16 protein-coding genes are annotated in these 14,586 nt (G+C 71.1%); 6 read left to right on the top strand and 10 right to left on the bottom strand.

Annotated features, from left to right (window positions below):
• Nucleotides 1–92: 92 nt before the first annotated feature.
• Nucleotides 93–557, bottom strand: coding sequence for a MarR family transcriptional regulator (locus tag AB0K52_RS19110; RefSeq protein WP_363533934.1), 465 nt, complete (start codon nucleotides 555–557; stop codon nucleotides 93–95).
• 306 nt (nucleotides 558–863) lie between these two features.
• On the opposite strand from AB0K52_RS19110, the gene AB0K52_RS19105 reads away from it, so the two are divergent.
• From AB0K52_RS19105 to AB0K52_RS19095, 3 genes are all read left to right on the top strand, one after another.
• Nucleotides 864–2,576, top strand: coding sequence for a cellulase family glycosylhydrolase (locus tag AB0K52_RS19105; protein WP_363533883.1), 1,713 nt, complete (start codon nucleotides 864–866; stop codon nucleotides 2,574–2,576).
• Between the two features lie 283 nt (nucleotides 2,577–2,859).
• The gene (locus AB0K52_RS19100) at nucleotides 2,860–3,687 is read left to right on the top strand and encodes an SAM-dependent methyltransferase (protein WP_363533881.1); all 828 of its coding nucleotides are present in this window, start codon (nucleotides 2,860–2,862) and stop codon (nucleotides 3,685–3,687) included.
• Nucleotides 3,688–3,767: 80 nt separating this feature from the next.
• Nucleotides 3,768–4,310, top strand: a complete 543-nt coding sequence (locus tag AB0K52_RS19095) for a hypothetical protein (RefSeq protein ID WP_363533878.1) — start codon at nucleotides 3,768–3,770, stop codon at nucleotides 4,308–4,310.
• Nucleotides 4,311–4,354: 44 nt separating this feature from the next.
• Here AB0K52_RS19095 and AB0K52_RS19090 read toward each other — a convergent pair whose 3' ends face one another.
• Nucleotides 4,355–6,136 carry a hypothetical protein gene (locus AB0K52_RS19090; RefSeq protein ID WP_363533875.1) on the bottom strand — a complete coding sequence of 594 codons (1,782 nt, stop codon included), beginning with the start codon at nucleotides 6,134–6,136 and terminating at the stop codon, nucleotides 4,355–4,357.
• Between the two features lie 226 nt (nucleotides 6,137–6,362).
• Between AB0K52_RS19090 and AB0K52_RS19085 the strand changes: the two genes are divergently transcribed.
• Nucleotides 6,363–6,998: a LysE family translocator gene (locus AB0K52_RS19085; protein WP_363533872.1), complete on the top strand. Its 636-nt coding sequence runs from the start codon at nucleotides 6,363–6,365 to the stop codon at nucleotides 6,996–6,998.
• 330 nt (nucleotides 6,999–7,328) lie between these two features.
• On the opposite strand, the gene AB0K52_RS19080 is transcribed toward AB0K52_RS19085, so the two are convergent.
• Nucleotides 7,329–8,297, bottom strand: a complete 969-nt coding sequence (locus tag AB0K52_RS19080; protein WP_363533869.1) for an alpha/beta hydrolase — start codon at nucleotides 8,295–8,297, stop codon at nucleotides 7,329–7,331.
• Nucleotides 8,298–8,360: 63 nt separating this feature from the next.
• On the opposite strand from AB0K52_RS19080, the gene AB0K52_RS19075 reads away from it, so the two are divergent.
• Both AB0K52_RS19075 and AB0K52_RS19070 read left to right on the top strand, forming a co-directional pair.
• Nucleotides 8,361–8,915 carry a TetR/AcrR family transcriptional regulator gene (locus AB0K52_RS19075; RefSeq protein WP_363533866.1) on the top strand — a complete coding sequence of 185 codons (555 nt, stop codon included), beginning with the start codon at nucleotides 8,361–8,363 and terminating at the stop codon, nucleotides 8,913–8,915.
• A gap of 65 nt (nucleotides 8,916–8,980) precedes the next feature.
• Complete coding sequence (locus AB0K52_RS19070) at nucleotides 8,981–9,427, top strand: hotdog fold thioesterase (RefSeq protein ID WP_363533863.1); 447 nt, start codon at nucleotides 8,981–8,983, stop codon at nucleotides 9,425–9,427.
• Between the two features lie 109 nt (nucleotides 9,428–9,536).
• Here AB0K52_RS19070 and AB0K52_RS19065 read toward each other — a convergent pair whose 3' ends face one another.
• From AB0K52_RS19065 to AB0K52_RS19035, 7 genes are all read right to left on the bottom strand, one after another.
• On the bottom strand, nucleotides 9,537–9,845 hold the full coding sequence (locus tag AB0K52_RS19065; protein ID WP_208498597.1) for a YciI family protein: 309 nt from the start codon (nucleotides 9,843–9,845) through the stop codon (nucleotides 9,537–9,539).
• A 5-nt stretch (nucleotides 9,846–9,850) separates the two neighbouring features.
• Complete coding sequence (locus AB0K52_RS19060) at nucleotides 9,851–10,594, bottom strand: AfsA-related hotdog domain-containing protein (protein ID WP_363533860.1); 744 nt, start codon at nucleotides 10,592–10,594, stop codon at nucleotides 9,851–9,853.
• Nucleotides 10,591–10,866 carry a phosphopantetheine-binding protein gene (locus tag AB0K52_RS19055; RefSeq protein ID WP_363533857.1) on the bottom strand — a complete coding sequence of 92 codons (276 nt, stop codon included), beginning with the start codon at nucleotides 10,864–10,866 and terminating at the stop codon, nucleotides 10,591–10,593. Before AB0K52_RS19055 ends, AB0K52_RS19060 begins: the two co-directional genes overlap by 4 nt.
• On the bottom strand, nucleotides 10,860–11,594 hold the full coding sequence (locus AB0K52_RS19050) for an SDR family oxidoreductase (protein WP_363533855.1): 735 nt from the start codon (nucleotides 11,592–11,594) through the stop codon (nucleotides 10,860–10,862). Before AB0K52_RS19050 ends, AB0K52_RS19055 begins: the two co-directional genes overlap by 7 nt.
• Nucleotides 11,591–12,940, bottom strand: a complete 1,350-nt coding sequence (locus tag AB0K52_RS19045) for a fatty acid--CoA ligase family protein (protein WP_363533852.1) — start codon at nucleotides 12,938–12,940, stop codon at nucleotides 11,591–11,593. Before AB0K52_RS19045 ends, AB0K52_RS19050 begins: the two co-directional genes overlap by 4 nt.
• Before the next feature lie 236 nt (nucleotides 12,941–13,176).
• Complete coding sequence (locus AB0K52_RS19040; RefSeq protein WP_363533849.1) at nucleotides 13,177–13,824, bottom strand: 4'-phosphopantetheinyl transferase superfamily protein; 648 nt, start codon at nucleotides 13,822–13,824, stop codon at nucleotides 13,177–13,179.
• A 60-nt stretch (nucleotides 13,825–13,884) separates the two neighbouring features.
• A complete protein-coding gene (locus AB0K52_RS19035) occupies nucleotides 13,885–14,583 on the bottom strand; it encodes an HAD-IB family hydrolase (protein WP_363533846.1) in 699 nt (232 codons plus the stop codon).
• Nucleotides 14,584–14,586: the final 3 nt, after the last annotated feature.

Genomic DNA, 14,586 nt, shown 5'->3' with positions numbered 1-14,586 from the left:
CCCCCGTCCGCCTGATCGTCACAGGACGGGGAAGGCCCCCGCCTCGACCCGAGGCGGGGGCTTCGTCATGCCGGGAAACGCACTGGGCGCCTTCAGCTCTCGGTGCAGGTCTGGTTCGCGGACGGGCAGCCGGAGTCGGTGAAGACGACCGGCACGCGGTTGTCCACGACCACCCGGCTGAGCAGTCCGGCCAGGACCTCCTGCTCGGTGGCGCTGAGGCCCAGCGGGAGCTCCGCCACCCGCTTGACGGTCTCGTCGTGGAACTGCTCGGCGAGCTGCGCGCCCTTCTCGGTGAGGGCCACCCGGAACGCCCGCCCGTCGGCGGGGTCGGCCTCGCGGCGCACCAGGCCGTTCCTCTCAGAGCGGTCGACGAGCCCGGAGACGCTCGACTTCGCCAGGTTCAAGGTCTTGGCCAGCTCGAGCATGCCGAACGGCCGGGCGATGAGGACGCACAGCAGCTGCGCCTGCGCCATGGTGAGGTCGAACTCGCGCACCGAGTCGGCGTACACGGCGTCGACCAGGAACGCGGTCCGCACCAACGCGGTCCCCATGCTCATCGGCTCGCCCGTGTGCTCCTCCATAGACCAAGCTTACCCGCAGGCCACGCCCGGTGCCCGGTGTCATCGACCACCCCGCCGGCCCGGAAGCCGCGCGCACCGGCGGCTCCGGACCCGTGCTGACAGGCAGTTTCTTTGTTGTTACAGCTGACCGAAAGATTGACATATGTGGCTCGCCCTGGAATCATTGCCGGAGCGTTTCGACCCCGCAATACGGGATCTTCCCGGCAAATTCGATTCAACGCGCCAAGCATGGAAGGCCGACCCGGCATGCCCTCCCGCGGCGCATAGAAAGAGTGATCACCCTTGCGACGCAAACCGATCCGGCTCCTTGCGGCCGTGGTCGCGGTCGCGGCCGCCGCCGCGGCCGCGTTCACCGTCAGGACCGCCTTCGCCGAAACCGAGACCGAGCACGCGGACACCGCGCAGCTCAGCGCCGCCGAGACCGTCGCGGCCATGCAGCCCGGCTGGAACCTCGGCAACTCGCTCGACGCCGTCGGCGAGGACGAGACCGCCTGGGGCAACCCGCGCATCACTCCTGAACTGCTCGACTCGATCCGGGCCCAGGGCTTCAACTCGATCCGCATCCCCGTCACCTGGTCCGCGCACCAGGACGAGGCGGCCCCGTACGCGATCGACACCGCGTACATGGACCGCGTCGAAGAGGTCGTGGACCTCGCCCTCGAGGACGGCTTCTACGTCCTCATCAACATCCACCACGACTCGTGGCAGTGGGTCAACCAGATGCCCGCCCAGCACGACGCGGTCCTCGCCCGGTACGACGCGGCGTGGACGCAGATCGCCGAGGCCTTCGCCGACGCCCCGCCGGAACTCGTGTTCGAGAACATCAACGAGCCCCAGTTCGCCGACGTGAGCGAGGAGGAGGGCGACGCGCTCCTGCACGAGCTCAACGCCTCCTTCCACGAGATCGTGCGCGGCTCCGGCGGCGGCAACGCCGAACGGCTCCTCGTGATCCCGACGCTGCACACCAGTGCCGAGCAGCCGCGCCTCGACGCCGCCGCCGAGAGCATCGCGTCCCTCAACGACCCGATGATCGCCGCGACCGTGCACAACTACGGGTTCTGGCCCTTCAGCGTCAACATCGCCGGCTACACCACCTTCAACGACGAGGTGCGCGCCGACCTCGAAGGGGTCTTCGACCGCGTCAAGGCCACCTTTGTGGACAAGGGCGTGCCGGTCATCCTCGGCGAGTGGGGCCTTCTGGGGTTCGACAAGCACGTGGGCGTCGTCGAGCAGGGCGAGAAGCTGAAGTTCTTCGAGTACCTCGGCTACTACGCCGCGAAGACCGGCGTGACCACCATGTGGTGGGACAACGGCCAGCACTTCGACCGCACCGCCCACACCTGGAAGGACCCCGAGCTGTTCGCGCACGTCGCGGGCGCCTGGGAGGGCCGCTCCGGCACCGCCGCCACCGACCTCGTGTACGTGCCGGCCGGCGAGACGCCCGCCGCGCAGACCATCGCGCTGCATGAGAACGGCCTCGAGTTCACCGGGCTCTCGCACGGCGACGCCGAGCTGGCTGAGGGCACCGACTACACCGTGGGCGCCGACGGCCTGACCTTGAGCGCCGACCTGCTGGCCCGCCTCGTCGGCGACGGCGGGCTCGGCGAGCGGGCCGTGCTCGAAGCGCGCTTCTCCTCGGGCGTGCCGTGGCGGTTCCACGTCATCTCCTCCCGGGCCCCGGTCGCGCAGGACGCGAGCGGGACCACCGCCGGGCTCGACGTGCCCGTGGCGTTCAACGGCGACCAGCTCGCCACCATGGAGGCGGTCTACGCGGACGGGACCCCGGCGGGCCCTGCCGACTGGACCGCGTTCAAGGAGTTCGCCCTCGCGTTCGAACCGGACTACGAGGCCGGCACGATCGCGCTCACCGAGGCGTTCTTCGCGGCCGTGGACGACAATTCGACCGTGAGCCTCACCTTCCACTTCTGGAGCGGAACGACGCTCGAGTACACCGTGGAGCGTTCCGGCTCAGGCGTGACCGGCAGCGCCGCATAGCGACTCGCCCTATATAAACAACCGCGCACACGGGGCGCCCGGCGACCGGGCGCCCCGTTTCGTCCCTGTGTTGGGAGCGTTTCCCCAGTAAGGAGGCCCGGAGGGGGACGCCCCGACCGGTGTGCACTCGCTCGTGTTCGACTCCCCAATGGGCTAGTCTGGAGCGGCGTCCCGCACCGGCGAGGGACCGCTCGCGCGCTCCAGCGCCGGGCGCGCGCTGACTGCCCGAAGCGACGCCCCCGCTCCCCTGACACCTGCCCATTCAGTGCCGATTGGATAGTCCTTGAACGAGTCAGCAGCCAAATGGCCGCCGCGGGGGTTCGATCCCACCGTCCCCTCCACGGCGCGCGTCTACGACGCCGCCCTCGGCGGCAAGAACAACTTCAAGGTCGACCGCGAGGCCGTCGAGGTCTTCGAGCGACTGATCCCCCAGGTCCGCGAGGCGACCTGGCTCAACCGGAAGGCGCTCATCCGCGGCATCCAGTACCTGGTCCGCGCCGCGGGCATCGACCAGATCCTGGACATCGGCTGCGGTCTGCCGACCGAGCAGAACACGCACCAGGTCGCGCAGGAGATCAACCCCGACACGCGGGTCGTCTACGTGGACAACGACCCCATGGTGCTCTCGCACGGCCGCGCGCTCCTCGCCGACAACAGCACCACGACCGTGGTCACCGCGGACCTCCGCGATCCGGCCGGCATCCTGGCCAACCCCGAGGTGCGCGGGCACCTCGACTTCGACCGGCCCATCGCCCTGGTCATCGTCGGCATGATCATGCAGATCCACGAGAACGAGAAGCCGGACGAGATCATCGCCACCCTCATGGAACCGCTCGCGTCCGGCTCGCACCTGTTCCTCACCGCCTGGCCCGACACCGGCGACGAGGCCCAGCGCGGGCTCTCGCAAGGCTGCCTCGAGACCCTCGGCAACGGGTGGATACGGCCCGTCGAACGCCTGGAACGGCACTTCCAGGGCATGCCGATGGTCCCGCCCGGGCTCGAGTACGTCTCCCGCTGGCATCCCGAGGAGCCGGACCGGAAGGTCCCCTCCTTCGAGGAGCTCGAGCCGTACGAACGCACCCAGATGGCCGGGATCGCGGTCAAGCCCTGACGAAACCCTCCGGCGAGGCGGCGGCGGCCGAGCCGTAGATTGGTACCGCGCAGCGTGTTCGAGAAGAGAAGAGACCGCCTATGCCCATGCTCGAGATCCGCCGGCACAGCAAGCGCAACGGAGACGAGGCCGTCCACCTCTCTCAGGAAGGCGTCGAGCTGGCCCGCTGGTCGGGCACCCTCATGGGACCGTTCCAAGTGGTCGCCACGAGCGTCGCGCCGCGCGCTCGTGAGACCGCGATCGCCATGGGGTTCGCGGTCACCGTCGAACTCCCCACCCTCCCCAACGTCAACGGGTTCCTGCAGGAGTCCCAAGCCGCCACCTACGACATCGGCGCGCCGTTCACCCGCCTCGCGCGGCTCGTGAACCGGCGCGGCAGCACCGCCGCCGACTACGCGCACGCGCTCGCCCGGCAGTGGTCGGAGCTCATGGCGCCGCTCGGGCCCGGCGACGCGGCCCTCGTGATCGGCCACGGCGGCCACATCGAATGCGGCCTCGTGACGCTCTTCCCGGAAGCCGACCACGACGAGTGGGGCGCGTTGTTCGGGTACATGGAAGGCGCGCGGCTGCACTACGACACGGCCGCGCGGCGCTTCCACGACATCGAGTTCGTACGCGGCTGAGCCGCTGAGGTGAAGCGGGGGCCGACCGCCGTCGGCCCCCGCTTTCAGTCTTTGCCGGTGCGGATCGCCAGGCGCGGCAGGTACCAGACCGCCGCGGCCGCCGCGGCGAGCGCGTACAGGACCACCAGCGGGACCGGGAAGCCCAGGGCCACACCGGACTGCTCGAACTCCAGGTTCTCCAGGGCCGAGATCATCGGGCCGGAGGAGAGCATGTCCTGAAACGTCAGCTGCTGCCAGAACAGGTCCTGGGCGTTGACGAGGAGCAGCGCCATTCCCATGAGCGCCACCATGGGCCAGGCCTCCTTGAGGAACGCGGCGCGCGCCTCGCGGGGCTCGGCCCCGCGCATGAGCGCGGCGCGGCGGCGGTCCTCCAGGCCCCAGTACAGGGCCGTGAAGACGAACAGCAGCGGGACGGCGACCCAGGCGCGGGCCGGGAACGACCCGATCACCATGTACTCTCCTTCGCCCGCAACGGCCTCCAGGTTCGCCGCGCCGAGCGGCCCGGAGCCGGTGAAGAGCCACGGCGCGAACGGCAGCAGCAGCCAGCGCGAGGCGTTCCCCAAGGGCCGCAGGCAGCCGAGCGCGTAGCCGCCGAGGGCCGCGAGCGGGAGCGCGACGGCGGTGGTGATGAGCGGTGGACCCCACGTGCGGCGGATCGCCAGCCACAGGTCCGCGCCTTCGCTGGTGTCCTCGCCCATACGGGCGAGCCAGGGCAGCAGGAACGCGCCGACGGCGGCGAGCAGGAGCGTGAGCGCGATGGCGCCGGCGACCGTGGCGGCGGGCCGGGCCGGTGCCGGGTCGACCGGACCGACGTCGATTCTGGTGCGGGCGACGATGAACACGAGGGCGGCGGCGATGCCGAGCCCGGCGAGGATCGCCATGAGCAGCACGGATTTCGCGGCCGAGAGGCCCGGGGAGATGCCGGAGTAGAGGCCGCTGAAGATCTGCGCCACGGGGGTGGCGGGTTCGAGGCCGCTGATGGTGCTGTAGGCGAAGGTCTGGAGGCCGCACGCGGTGACGGCGAGCGCGGTCAGGCAGGCGGTGACGGCGACGGCGGTTTTCGGGCCGCTCTCGGTGCCGCGGATGGCGGCGAGCGCGGCGAGGACGCCGAGGCCGACCACGACGCCGGCGATGAGGCCGGGCCAGTCGTAGAGGCTCGCCGGGCGGTCGCTCTCGGCGACGACGCGGTCGATGAGCCGGGCGACGGTGAGCGCGGCGGGGGCGAACGAGATCGCCGCGAGGCTCCATACGACGCGGGCGGCGGTGCTCAGGCGGGTGCTGGAGCGGTGGAGGAGCCAGGCGGCGAGCGGGGCGACGACGGCGCCGGCGAGGATCATCACGAGGATCGGACCGGCAAGGGCGGCAAGGCCTTCGGTGAAGGCGCCTTCGGCGGCGACCTGGTCGTAGTTCGCAGGTCCGATGGTCTCGGCCGAGCCGAAGACGCTGAGGCCTTCGATGCGGCTGAGCTGGATCGTGCGGAGGGTCGGCAGGAGGTAGGCGCTGACGGCGGCGGTGACGGGCGCGGCGAGCAGGAAGAGGGCGAGCGCGATGCGGGCGGTGTCGCTCTGGGTCTGCAGCAGCGTCGGGTAGGACGGGTCGATCTCGGTGCCGCTGCTCGCATGGCCGCTCTCGTCGCCGCGCAGGGGCTCGGGTCGTCCACTGGGGCTGGTTCCGGGGTCCGCCCGGATGCCGCCGGTCGAGCCGTTCGCGGCGTCGGGTGGCGCGGCCGGGTTGCGGTTGGGGGCGGGCAGGAATTGGGGCGCGATGCGGGCCGGGGCGGATCGGGACGACGGGGGCGGTCCGCCGGCGCTGGGCGGCTGGTCCATGAACACTCCTGAATGGATAAAGGGTGGGAGCTCACGAAAATTATGCGCCACGTCACCTGACCGAAACCAGGCGGGCATGGAGGCATGAAATAGGAACCCGCCGGACGCAGTAGTACGTCACATGTCATGCGTGACGCGCTATGCGAGACCGCTCGGAAACGGACCCGGCAGGGTTCGACCGCTTATAGGGTTGCCCCGGGCCGGGACCGGGTGCTTTGATCAGACCATGCCGAGCACCGCGCAGTTCCTGGCGTTCATCGTCGCCTCGCTGATCCTGATCCTGATACCCGGCCCCTCGGTCATGTTCACCGTCAGCCGGGCGCTGGTGTACGGCCGCAGGCAGGCGGTGCTCACCGCGTGGGGCAACGCGTCGGGCACGTTCCTGGCCTCGGCGCTCGCGGCGGTCGGGCTCGGCGCGCTCATCCAGGAGTCGGCGGTGGCGTTCGCGATCGTGAAGTACGCGGGCGCGGCGTACCTGGTGTACCTGGGCGTGAAGGCGCTGCGCGACCGCAAGGGCCTGATGGCGGGGCCGGAAGAGGAGTCGGGCAGTCCGAAGCGCGCGCTGGCGACCATGGCGGAGGGGTTCGTCGTGGGGCTGCTCAACCCGAAGACGATCCTGTTCTACCTGGCGATGCTCCCCCAGTTCATCAACACTGAGTCGGGTTCGGCGACGGCCCAGATGCTGCTGCTCGGCGCGATCTTCGCGGCGCTCGCGGCCCTCTGCGACACGGTCTGGGGCCTGGTCGCCTCGGCCGCCCGGGAGGTCCTCCGGCGCCCGCGAGCCAAGCGCGTCCTCAACCGCACCGGCGGCACCGCCCTCATCGGACTCGGCATCGCGGCGGCAGCAGGCGAACGCGCCTGACGCTCGGAGCCGCGACGCTGTTCGAAGCGTTGGCAGAAAAGCCCTGTCGCGCCCCGAGCGATCGTTGATCCCGGGGACGTCGCTATCCCCGCGGGCGTGACGCGCCCTCGGGGTGCCCTCGACGGAGACTGGAACGGCTCGGTCGCCGCGGGCCGGACCCGGACCTCGGCACAATCGGTCAGGACATGCTTCGACACATACCAGAAGTCGCCAGGAACGGGGCTTCATCGGCATCGGAACGGACGCCGACGGTGACCTGCACGCCGAATGAGGGTTCCGGCCCGCTCGACCCCGGGGCCGCGGCCGGGTAACCGGCCGCGGCCCTTTTCGCTAGCGCGCCAGGGCGTTCGCGTGCAGTCGGGCGCGCAGGAAGGCGAGGATCTCACGGCGGGCGGGCCGGGAGGCCGGGACCAGGCCGGGGACGCTCATGAACTTGTGGACCGCGTTCGGGTACCCGATGTAGCTGGCGTCGTTGCCCGCGGCGCGCAGGCGCCGGACGTACTCGCGGGCGTGGTCGCACACCGGGTCGAGCTCCCCCGCCACGGCCAGCGTGGGCGGCAGGCCCGCGAGGTCCGCGGTCTGCAACGGGGACAAGGGGTCCGGGTCGAGACCCGCCGGAAGGGCGGTCCTGCGCGCGAGGCCCAGTTCGCCGGCGGAGAGGCCCGGCCGGCCGATGTTCCGTTCGACCGAAGGGTAGTCCGTCATGGTCGCGGTCCAGTCGAGGGCGGCGTAGAGGAGGACCTGCGCGCTGACGGCCGGGCCGGACTCGCGCGAGCGCTGGGCGAGGAGCGCGGCGATGGTGCCGCCGGCGCTCTCGCCGACGACGGCGATCCGAGCCGGGTCGATGCCCCAGCCGAAGGGGTCGTCGGCGAGGCGGTCGAGCGCGTCGCGGCCGTCGTCGACGGGCGCGGGGAGCGGGTGCTCGGGAGCGAGGCGGTATTCGACGGCGGCCACGACGGCGGGGAGCGCCGCGGCGAGGCCGCTGTTGAGCCAGTCGTTCTGGGCGGCGGTTCCGGTGATGAAGCCGCCGCCGTGGAAGGAGAGGACGAGCGGGAGCCGGTCGCGGCGGTCCTCGGGCCGGTGGACGCGGAGGGTGACGCGGCGGCCGGGCAGGTCGAGGGCGTGCTCCTCGATGCGGACGCGGCGGTCGGGGCGGCCGGCGATGAGGCGCATGACGGGCGAGCGGAGCATGCGGGCGAGTTTGGCGCGCCCGGCGACGATCTCGTCCGGGGTGACGGCGTCCCAGTCGGGTCGGTCCTTGAGGAAGAGGCGGGCGCCGAGCGGGGCGTTGACGGTCATGGTGTCCTCCCGGGTCGAATTACGCTACTTCCAGTAGCATAATTGGCAGGATAGCCTGTCCCCGTGCAGGAATCCACTTCACCGGGAGCAGGACGCCCGCGCGCGGACGTCACCGCCGACGTGTTCGCCGCGACCCTGCGCTCGGTACACGAGTCCGGGTACGCGGGCGCGACGATGGACAGGATCGCGGTCGCCGCGGGCGTCGCGAAGACGACGCTGTACCGGCGCTGGCCGTCGAAGGGCGCGTTGATCACCGCGTGCCTCGTGGACGCGTTCGGCCCCGCGCCGCTCGTGGGCGAGGGCCGGGAGGAGGTGCTGACCACCGCGATCCGCTGGGGCGCGGCGAAGATCGGCGAGCCGGGCGTCGGCGCGGCCTTCGCGGGCGTGTTCACCGACGCCGTGAGCGACCCGGCCCTGCGCGAGATCCTCGCGAACGAGCTGCAGGCCCCGTACCTGCGGGTGCTGCAGGACGCGCTCGGCGAATCCGAGCAGCGCGTCCGGTTCGTCATCGACGTCGCCATGGGCGCACTGCTGCACCGCATGGGGATCTCCGGCGAGCCCATGGCCGAGGACGACGTCGAAACGCTCATCGCGATGGTCATCGGCGTCTTCCGCTGAGGGGCGGGCGCCGACCTAGACTGGGCGGGCGCATCGCAGCGCAGGACAGGAACGGAGCGCCCGAGATGACCGAGTTTCCCGCTGAGGTCCGCGACCGGTTCGCCGGTGCGGGCATGGACCTGGACCAGCTGTTCTCCGCCGGAGAGCTCGGCGACCGCATGGGGATAGACGTGCTCGAGGCCGCCCCGGAGCGGGTCGTGGCGCGCATGGTCGTCGAGGGGAACCGGCAGCCGTACGGGCTGCTGCACGGGGGCGCGTCGGCGGTGCTGGCCGAGACGCTCGGCTCGATCGGGTCGATGCTGCACGGTGGCCCCGAGAAGATCGCGGTCGGCGTGGACCTCAACGTGACCCACCACCGGGCGGTCCGGTCGGGAACGGTCACCGGGGTCGCCACCCCGATCCACCGCGGACGGTCGACCGCGACGTACGAGATCGTCGTCAGCGACGAGGCCGGCAAGCGCGTGTGCACCGGTCGCCTCACCTGCCTGATCCGGGACGCCCCGCAAGCCTGAGACGGTGCGCCGCAGGCATGGCGGTCCCGGTTCGCAGCGCAAGGGACCGGCGCCCCGCGTGCCGCGACCCCCTGGTGCGCGGCGCGCGGAGCGCCGGTGTTCGTGCGGCTCAGTCGGTCTCGACCGGGAGCTGCACGGGCGCGTTCGCCGACTGCCGGAACCGGTGAACGCGCACCTCCTGCCACACCCCGCCGGTGCGGAACGGATCGGCGTCGATCCACTCCAGCGCCGCGGCGCGGTCGGGGACGTCGACGATGAAGAGGCTGCCGATGCCGCGCTCGCCGTCATCCGACAGCAGCGGTCCGTAGACCAGCGGCTTCGGCGAGGCGGTCCGCAGTCGGGCCGAGTGCGCGGCCATCTGCTCGGTTCGGCGCTCGGCCCCGTCGTCGCCGTCGAGGCAGTGGATGGTGAAGAGCACGGGATTCAGACTCCTGTCGGTACGCGCGGCGTGGTCTCGTCGCGCAGCGTCTGGCGCGCGGCCATGGCCTCCTGCTTCTCGGCGAACCGCTCCGGGATCACCCGGATCTCCGCCTCGAACCGGGCCGCGATCCGCCCGGTCTGCTGGATCTCCACAGTGAACGCGATGACGTGCCCGACCGGTCCCTTCTCCTTGCTGCGCAACCGGTACTCGAGCTGCGCCGGGATCGGGAAGACGAAGTTGAGGAACGTCGAGTTCACGTGGCTGATGACGAACCGCGACTTCGGCTCCGGCTCGATCAGGTACCGCTCGGTGACGGCGGTCCAGGTCTGCCGGGCGGCCTCCAGCAGTGTCACCGCCGGGATGTGCAGGCCCGTGAGGTGGTCCTCGAGGACCTCGACTCGCTCGTCGAGGACCAGCGGGGTCCGGTAGCGGCCCTCGCCGACCCGCTCGAGATCGCCGATGAGGACGTTCTTCTCGTAGACCTTGTGGGTCACCGCGCGCTCCACCGGCTGCGGCACGTGATCCTGAGTAGACAGTACACAGCGGCCGGTCTCGGCGAACTTGTCCAGCTCGGCCAGCTGCTCCCCCGTCAGGCCTTGGCCGACGGTGATCTTGGGCGGGCCGTCGCCGGCGCCGATGCGCAGGAACTCCAGCATCGCGCTCACTCCGATGGTGCCCGGATGCGTCAGGAACTCCTCGAACCGGTCGCCGACGACCATGACCGACCGCTCGTGCGCGGCGTTCATACCGCCACCCCAACGCTCGCGGCCGCGGCGTACGCGTCGGCGAGTTCGCCGACCGTGCGCACGTCCGAGATCACCAGGTCGCCTTCGCCGAACGGGTCGGCGCCGAACTCGATCTCGAGCTGGATGATGAGGCGCGCGAGCAGCAGGGAGTTGAGCCCGACCGCGTTCAGCGCCTCGGAGCCGTCGATCGCGCCGTGCTCGACACCCGCCTCCTCGAGGAGGTCGATGACGTGGGTGCGGACGGTGTTCAGGGCTTCGATCTTGTCTAGCATGTGATTCCTCCGTCGACGATGATGTTCTGTCCGGTGATGAACGAGGCGCCGGGCGAGGCCACGAACAGGACGGCGTTCGCGATCTCCTCGATGTCGGCGAGGCGGCCCAGCGGGGTGCGCTTCTGGATGCGCGCGCGGTTCTCAGGCGTCACGTCGGCGGTCATGCCGCTGTCGAAGAAGCCGGGGACCACGGAGTTGACGCGGATGTTGAGCGGCCCGAGCTCGCGGGCGAGGCTGCGGGTGAAGCCGTCGAGGCCGGCTTTGGCCGCGGCGTAGACCGCGACGCCGCGGAAGCCGCGGATCGCGTTGATCGAGGAGACGTTGACGATCTGCCCGCTCCGCTGGGCGCTCATGACCTTCGCGCAGGCCTGCGCGAGGGCGATGGGCGCGGTCAGGTTGAGGGCGATCAGGTCCTCGATGCGGCGGCCCGGCACGGTCAGGAACAGCTCCTGCTCGGTCAGGACGCCGGCGTTGTTGACGAGCAGGTCGATCCGGCCGAACCGGCGCCTGGCCCCGGCAGCGAAGCCGCGCAGTGCCGCGGTGTCGGCGAGATCGACTGCGGCCCAGTGGAAGTCCTCAGGGTGCTTCTCGGCCATGGCCTCGGTGAACTCGCTCGCGGTCCGGCTGAACGTGGCGATCCGCCAGCCCTGGTCGAGCAGCCGCTCGGCCAGGACCATGCCGAGGCCGCGGCTGCCGCCGCTGATCACGGCCACCGGCGCGGTGCTCACGCCGCGCCCCGGATCTTCTTGAACCGGTCCGAGTGCTGCCGGTCGCCCGAGACCTGCACGACCGCGGGGACCTTGAACGACTCGAGCTTCTCGCGGCAGTGGGCGCGGATGCGCTTCTGCATCACCCCGGGGTCCTCGTCGGAGTCGGGGCTCAGGAGCACGGTGGCCTTGACGACCATGCCGGTGACGTGGCTCGGGTGGCCGCTCACGGTCACCTCCGCGACGCCGGGCACCTCGAGGACGGTGTTCTCGACCTCGCTGGGGTAGACCTTCTCGCCGCCGACGTTGATGATCTCGGAGCGGCGGCCGAGGATGCGGATCCACTCGCCGTCGGTCTCGACCACGTCCTGCGTGTTGAAGAACCCGTCGGCGTCGAACGGCGCGTCGGCGTTGAGGTAGCCGAGCATCGCCATGTCCGAGCGGATCCACAGGATGTCGTCGATGATCTTGTGCTCGAATCCGGCGTCGCCGAGCTTGACCCAGAGCGTGTCGTCGCCGCGGGACTTCGTCGGCAGGATGCCGAGCTCGGAGAGGCCGTACGTCTGCTTGAACCGCACGCGCGGCAGCGCGGCCGAGAGCCGCTTGAGGGTGCGGATCGGCATCGGCTCGGTCCCGTACGTGACCAGTTGCAGCGAGCTGCTGTCGAACCGCTCCAGGACCCCGGAGATGAGGACCATGTTCAGGAACGTCGGCGTCGTCGGCAGCACTTCGACCTGGTGGCGCTCGACCGCGGCGAACACGGCCTCGGGGCTGCGGTTCGCGATCGTGATCACGGTGCCGCCCTGGACGAGCGTGTGCAGGAGCGTGTTGATCCCGCCGATGTGGTCCAGACTCAGGAACGAGAGGATGCGCTGGTCGCGGCCTTTCGCCCGGTAGCGGGCGAGGACCTTCTGGAAGTCGAGCACCGAGGCCTTGCTGCGGCCGGTGGTGCCGGAGCTGAAGAGCACCAGGCCGGGGTGGCCGGCCTCGCGCAGCGCCCGGTAGTGCGCGTGGTCGGCGCTGACGCCGGTGCGCTCCAAGGCGCGGACGCCGTTCTCCTCGACCGAGACCACGAGCTCGACCTGTGCGACCTCCAGGAACTCGGCCCGCTTCGCCGCCGGCAGCGCGCTCAGCGGCACGACCACGACGCGGCGCTCGATGAGCGCCAGCAGGCCCGCGCACAGCAGCGGCGAGAACGTCCCTTCCAGAGCGACGACGCTGCCGGGGGCGACGTCGTGGCCGTCGAGGAATCGCTGCCAGTCCCCCGCCATTTCGACGAGCTGCCGATAAGTGCTGCCGTGGCCTTGGAATACGACGGCCTCACTGTCGCCGTGTTCCGCGAGTTGTCTCACAATGGCAATGTTCATGACGCCTCCCTGTAAGCAGGAATGCGACGACGCAGGCCGCGATGCCGGGTGCCGCATAGCAGGTTCACCTCGAACGGCGATGTCGGCGCCGGAGCGGAAGCCCTGGTGGCCGTCGGTTCGAGTTCCTTTGCGGGCAAGCCTATGCAGGGGATCGGCGGCCCGCAATATCCACTTTCGGGCTGCGCGGATGGGGGTGCCCGAACGGGTATACCCGTCCATTCGCGAGTGTGTGGACGCTATTCGGCGGTGACTGCGGTGACCACGATCGCGCCGTCAGTATGCCAGCGTCCGGCGAAAGACGGCACCCGCGACGGGCCGTTTTCACGAGGGAGGAGGAGGTCGGCGGTGAATGCGCCGGCGCGGTCGAAGCGGAGCCGGGCGTCGAGGAATCCGAGCCAGCGTCCGGTGACGGTGAACCAGGCCTTGTAGAGGGCTTCCTTGGCGCTGAAGGCGACCAGGGGCCAGTGGACGGCCGGATCGGCGGCGGCCAGGCTCGCGAGGTCGGCGCGCTCGTCGGGCAGCAGCACGGTCGCGTGGAGCTCGGTCGGCAGCGGGCGGTGGACTTCGGCGTCGATCCCGATGGCCGCCAGGCGGTCTCCTCGGGCCGCGACGGCGGCGCGGTAGCCGTCGCAGTGGGTGATGCTGCCGACGACGCCGTCGGGCCACATGGGCTGTCCCCGGTCACCGGTCGGGATGGCGGCGGCGGGCAGGCCGAGACGCGCGAGGGCCTGCCGGGCGCAGTGGCGGCCGGCGGCGAACTCGCGCCGGCGGGAGGGCACGGCCCCGCGGACGTGCGCCTCCTCCTCAGGGAAGAGGCGCACGTCCGCGGGGTCGGTCGTGGTCCAGGCGGCGGCGACGCCGTCCGGGAGGATCCGCTCGATCAACGGCGGTCCCGGCGTCCGGTGGCGGTCACCGGTTCGGTCGGGCGGGTGAGCGGTCGTCGTTCACGCGGCGTCCGGCGGCTCCGGGAGCGGGCCGGGTGCCGCGGAGAGCCGGGTCCAGCCGAGGCGTCCGGCGTGCTCGGCGAGCACCGGGTCGGCGCCGATCACGCACGGGTGGCCGACCTGCTGGAGCATGTCGAGGTCGCTCGCGTGGTCGCCGTAGCAGAAGCAGTCCGCGGGGTCCAGGCCGTAGGCGGCGATGGTCTCCTGGACGGCCAGGGCCTTGACCTCGCCGATCATGGGGCGCTCGATGTCGCCGGTGAGCCGGCCGTCGGCGCCGACGATCGGGACGGTGCCGAGCGCCAGGTCGACGCCCAGTTCCTCCGCGAGCGGCGCGAGGCAGGCCTCGAACGAGCCGGAGACGAGGACCGTCATGTCGCCGTCGCTTCGGTGCGCCCGGATCGCATCCATGGTGGCCTGGACGAAGGCGTCCGGGCGGAGCCGGTAGGCCGCATACCACTTGCGGCCCTCTTCCAAGAGCGCGTCGTAGGAGGCCCCGGTGAAGCCGCGGTAAAAGGCGCGGTTGACCTCGGAGCGGGGCCGGCCCGCGGCGGCGAGCGCGTGCAGCTCGGCGGCGGCCGCTTCGTAGGTCCGCTGGTCGTCGCTGTGCTCGAGCCAGTGGCGGAGGAAGTCGAACATGCTCTTGACGCTGATGACGGTCTCGTCCACGTCGAAGAACGCGGCTCGGGTGCGGTCGGTCATGCC

The organism is Glycomyces sp. NPDC049804, from assembly GCF_040674615.1.
GTDB classification, from domain to species: Bacteria; Actinomycetota; Actinomycetes; order Mycobacteriales; family Micromonosporaceae; genus Glycomyces; species Glycomyces niveus.
Note: the sequence above shows the minus strand (reverse complement) of the source record. Positions and strands in the feature narration are given on the sequence as shown.